We start from the raw sequence: 4,679 nt of genomic DNA, 5'->3' as shown, positions 1-4,679 counted from the left end.
CTCACCCCGGTCCTTGCGCAGCAGCGGAACGAACGCGGCGGTGTCGATGTCGGCATAGGCATCAGCGTCGGCATCGGCATCGGCCAGGCACTCCTGGCCCATGGCGGAGAGCACACCGGCGGGGCCGATCTCGACGAAGCGGGTCACCTTGCGCCCGGTGAGGAAGCGGATGCCGTCCCCGAAGCGCACCGCCCGGCGGACGTGGCGCACCCAGTACTCCGGCGAGCACAGCTCCTCGCCCGCCGCCTCACCCGTGACGTTGGAGACCACCGCGATCCGCGGCGCGGAGTAGCCGATCCCGGCGGCCACCGTGCCGAACTCGGCGAGCATGGCGTCCATCAGCGGCGAGTGGAAGGCGTGGGACACGGTGAGCCGCTTGCCCTTGGCCCCGACCGCCTCCGCGATCCGCAGGACGGTCTCCTCGTCACCGGAGATGACGGTCGCCCGTGGCCCGTTGACCGCCGCCACGCTCACCCGGTCCTGGTGGCCTTCGAGGTGCGGGACCACCTCGGCCTCGGCCGCCTGGAGCGACACCATCGCACCGCCTTCGGGCAGCGCCTGCATCAGCCGGCCCCGGGCCGCCACCAGCGCACAGGCGTCCCGTAGCGAGAACACCCCCGCAACATGGGCCGCCGCCAGCTCGCCCACCGAGTGGCCGACCAGGAAGTCCGGGCGCAGGCCCCAGGACTCGACCAACCGGTAGAGCGCCACTTCGAGGGCGAACAGCCCGGTCTGGGTGAATACGGTCCGGTTCAGCGGCTCCGGGTCCGCCCCGAACACCACCTCCCGTACCGGGCCGCCCAGATGAGGGTCCAGCTCCGCGCACACCGCGTCGAACGCGGCCGCGAACACTGGGAAGGCGTCATACAACTCTCTTCCCATACCGGGTCGTTGGGCGCCCTGCCCGGTGAACAGGAAGGCCGTCTTCCCGGTGTCGGCCTCCGTCTCCCGGGCCGTCCCCGAGGCCAGTTCCGCCAGGCCCCGCAGCAGCTCATCCCGCTCGGCGCCGACGACCACGGCGCGGTGGCCGAAGGCCGAGCGGCTCGTCGCCAGCGCGTAGCCGACGTCCACCGGGCGCAGCTCCGGCCGCTCCTCCAGATGGGCCCGCAGCCGCCCGGCCTGCGCCCGCAGCGCCATCCCGCTCCGCCCGGAGAGCGCCCAGGGCACCACATCGGAGCCGACCGACCGCTCGGCCACCGGTGCGGTGGGCTCGGGGCCCTGCTCCAGCACCACGTGCACATTCGTGCCGCTGACGCCGAAGGCGGACACGCCCGCGCGCCGCGGCCGTCCCGTCCCGGGCCACTCCCGGGCCTCGGTCAGCAGCTCCACCGCACCGGCCGACCAGTCGATGTCGGGCGAGAGCGCATCGGCGTGGAGGGTCTTCGGCAGCACACCGCGGCGCAGCGCCAGCACCATCTTGATGATCCCGGCGACCCCCGAAGCGGCCTGGGTGTGGCCGATGTTGGACTTCAGCGCGCCCAGCCACAGCGGCCGTTCGGCGTCCCGGCCCTGGCCGTAGGTGGCCATCAGGGCCTGCGCCTCGATCGGGTCGCCGAGCCGGGTGCCGGTGCCATGGGCCTCGACCGCGTCCACATCCGCGGCCGACAAGCCCGCACCGGCCAGTGCCTGGCGGATCACCCGCTGCTGGGAGGGGCCGTTGGGGGCGGTGAGGCCGTTGCTGGCGCCGTCCTGGTTGACGGCGGAGCCGCGTACCAGCGCCAGTACCTCATGGCCGCCTGCCCGCGCGTCCGAGAGCCGCTCCAGCAGCAGCATGCCGACGCCCTCGGCCCATCCGGCGCCGTCGGCGTCCGCCGAGAACGCCTTGCAGCGGCCGTCGGGGGCCATGGCCCGCTGCCGGCTGAACTCGATAAAGGTGTCCAGTGTGGACATCACGACGACGCCGCCCGCCAGCGCCAGCGAGCACTCCCCCTGGCGCAGTGCCTGCGCCGCCTGGTGGAGGGCGACCAGCGAGGAGGAGCAGGCGGTGTCGACGGTGACCGCGGGGCCTTCGAGGCCGAAGGTGTACGAGATGCGCCCGGAGGCCACGCTGCTCGCGCTGCCGGTGGCCAGATAGCCCTCGAACTCCTCGGGCGCACGGTCGAAGCGCGATCCGTAGTCGTTGTAGCTGGCGCCGATGAAGACTCCGGCCTGGGTGCCCTTCACCGAGGCCGGGTCGATCCCGGCCCGTTCGAACGCCTCCCAGCTCGTCTCCAGCAGCAGCCGCTGCTGCGGGTCGATGGCGAGCGCCTCGCGCGGGGAGATCCCGAAGAACTCGGGGTCGAAGTGGTCGGCCTCGTGGAGGAATCCGCCGCCGGTGGCGTAGAAGGTGCCCGGCTTGTCGGGGTCGGGGTCGTAGTGGCCCTCGATGTCCCAGCCGCGGTCGGTGGGGAAGTCCGAGACGGCGTCGCGGCCGTCCATCAGCAGTTGCCACAGCTCCTCGGGGGTGGTCACCCCGCCGGGCAGGCGGCAGCTCATGGCCACGATGGCGATCGGGTCGTCGTCGACCGCGGCGGTGGCGGGCACCGGGCCCGCGGGGGCGGTGGTATCGGTGTCTGCGGCGCCGCTCTCGGCCAGCAGGAAGCGGGTCAGCGCGGTGACGGTCGGATAGTCGAAGACGAGGGTGACCGGCAGCCGCAGCCCGGTGGCCGCGTTCAGCCGGTTGCGCAGGTCGACGGCGGTGAGCGAGTCGAAGCCCAACTCGCGGAAGGCGCGCCCGGATTCGACCGCCGTGGTGTCGGGATAGCCGAGCGCGGCGGCCACTTCGGTGCTGACGAGGTCGGCCAGCGCCTCCTCGGCCTCCTGCGGCGACAGCCCGGCCAGCCGCTGGGCGAGCGGGGTGTCCGCGTCGCCTGCGGTGATGTTCGCCGCGTCCGTCCGCCGGGCGTCGGGGAGTTCGCCGAGCACGGCGGCCCCGTCCAGCGAGGGGGTGGCGGCGATGAGCCGGTCCCACTCGATATCGGCCACGGCCACATGGGTGTCGCCCACGTCCAGGGCGCGCTGAAGGGCGCCGATCGCCGGGTCGGGCGCCATCGCGGGCATACCGGTGGCGCGCAGCCGCGCCTCGACCGCCTCGTCGACCAGTCCGCCACCGGACCACGCGCCCCAGGCCACGGAGGTGGCGGGGAGGCCCTGGGCGCGGCGGGCGTGGGCGAGCGCGTCGAGGAAGGCGTTGGCGGCCGCGTAACTGCCCTGGCCGGGGCCGCCGAGCGTGCCCGCGAAGGAGGAGAAGAGCACGAAGGCGGACAGCTCGCGGTCGCGGGTGAGTTCATGCAGATGGAGCGCCCCGTCCACCTTCGGGCGCAGCACCCCCTCGGCGCGCTCGGGGGTGAGGGTGTCGAGCACCCCGTCGTCCAGAACGCCCGCGGTGTGGACGACCGCGTCGAGCGGGGCCTCGTCCTCGTCCAGCGTGGCGAGGAGGGCGGCCAGCGCGTCGCGGTCGGCTGCGTCGCACGCCGCCACGGTCACCCGGACGCCCGACTCCCTCAGCTCTGCGGCGAGTTCGGCAGCGCCGGGGGCCTCGGGGCCCCGGCGGCCGGCGAGCACCAGATGTTCGGCACCACCCCGGGCCAGCCAGCGCGCCACATGGGCGCCCAGGCCACCGGTGCCACCGGTCACCAGCACGGTGCCGCGCGGCCGCCACGGCGCGGTGGCGTCGGTCAGCGCCGCCGAGGCCCTGACCAGCCTGCGCCCGTGGACACCGGAGGCGCGCACCGCCACCTGGTCCTCGCCGGTCGACCGGCCCGCGAGCACACCGCACAGCCGCGCGATGGCGCGGTCGTCGAGGGTGCCGGGCAGATCGACCAGACCGCCCCGGCGCCGTGGGTATTCCGCGGCGGCGATCCGGCCCAGGCCCCAGGTGAGGGCCTGTAGCGGGTGGTCCAGTACGTCCGCGCGGCCCACGGACACCGCCCCGCGCGTGGCGTACCAGATGGGGACGTCGGTGCCGGTGTCGCCGAGCGCCTGTAGCAGGGCGAGGTTGAGGGCGAGGCCGAGCGGCTGCGCCGTACCCGCCCCGTACGGCTCCTCGGCGAGCGCGAGGAGCGAGAGCACCGCGGTCGGGGGCGTGTCCGTGGTCGGGGGCGTGTCCGTGGTCGGGGGCGTGTCCGTGGTCGGGGGCGTGTCCGCCGTCGCCTCGCCCAGCCTGCGGGCGAGCGCCTCGCGTACGGCGTCCGCCTCGGTCAGCTCCACCAGCCGCACCTGGGCGCCGCGTTCCCGCAGCGCCTCCGCCACCCGCGGGCCTTCCGGCGCTCCGGCGGGCGCGGCGATCAGCCAGGTGGCACCGGCCGACGACCGGTCGTGCGGGGCGGTGAGCGCGTCGCCCAGGGGCTTCCAGGCGATGTGATAGCGCCAGGAGTCGAGCACCGACCGCTCGCGGCGCGCCCGGCGCCAAGAGGCCAGCGCCGGAACCACCATGGCCAGGGACGACTCCTCGGCGTCCACTTCCAGCGCGGTGGCCAGCGCGGCCAGGTCCTCGCGCTCGACGGCGTCCCAGAAGTCCGCGTCCACCGCTTCGCCTTCGGCGGTGGGTGCGGAGGAGCCCTCGAGCCAGTAGCGCTGCCGCTGGAAGGCGTACGTCGGCAACTGCACCACGGACGCCCCCGTCCCGGCGAACACCGCGGCCCAGTCGACGGCCACCCCACGGACGAACGCCTCGCCCAGCGAGACCAGGAACCGCTCCG

1 protein-coding gene is annotated in these 4,679 nt (G+C 74.6%); it reads right to left on the bottom strand.

The window, feature by feature from the left end; all coding sequences use genetic code 11:
* Window positions 1-4,679: type I polyketide synthase (locus KN815_RS14305; protein WP_216342311.1), on the bottom strand; the 4,679-nt coding region annotated here is incomplete at both ends.

It is taken from the genome of Streptomyces niphimycinicus, from assembly GCF_018883605.1.
Taxonomy (GTDB): domain Bacteria; phylum Actinomycetota; class Actinomycetes; order Streptomycetales; family Streptomycetaceae; genus Streptomyces; species Streptomyces niphimycinicus.
The sequence above is the reverse complement of the archived record's forward strand: the minus strand, read 5'-3'. Positions and strand labels throughout refer to the sequence as shown.